This window comes from Enterobacter cloacae complex sp. ESBL7, assembly GCF_041679625.1.
In the GTDB taxonomy this organism is placed as follows: Bacteria; Pseudomonadota; Gammaproteobacteria; order Enterobacterales; family Enterobacteriaceae; genus Enterobacter; species Enterobacter asburiae_B.
Genome location: NZ_JBGORN010000048.1, coordinates 1 through 359, shown reverse-complemented (window position 1 = coordinate 359; position 359 = coordinate 1). Strand labels below are relative to the sequence as shown.

General features: G+C 62.1%; 1 protein-coding gene. It reads right to left on the bottom strand.

From position 1 onward, the window contains the following. Window positions 1-359: FKBP-type peptidyl-prolyl cis-trans isomerase N-terminal domain-containing protein (locus ACERY3_RS25405; RefSeq protein ID WP_373226809.1), on the bottom strand; the 359-nt coding region annotated here is incomplete at both ends.

Genomic DNA, 359 nt, shown 5'->3' with positions numbered 1-359 from the left:
GAGCCTCTGGCCTCAATCAGATACAGTGAGCCCGCATCACTGACCACCCCTTTTTTCCGGCGAAAATCAGCCCGGAATTCACGTCCGCGGGCCACTTCATCGGCACGACGGCTCTGCATCCGGCTCGCAAAGTCCGCATTCAGCGAGGCGAGCGTGGACTGGATATCGCGGTCCTGCATCCGAAGCGGATGATTTGACAGCGCATCCTGCAGCCCCGCCATCAGCACATCCCGGGGAAGACTGATACCCAGCGACTTCTGCACCGCCAGGGACTGCTGCATCTCGTAGGCCAGTGACACGCCGCTGGCATACGCCCGGCGGGCATTATCATCCTGCAGGGAGAGCGACTGTGCGCCAGG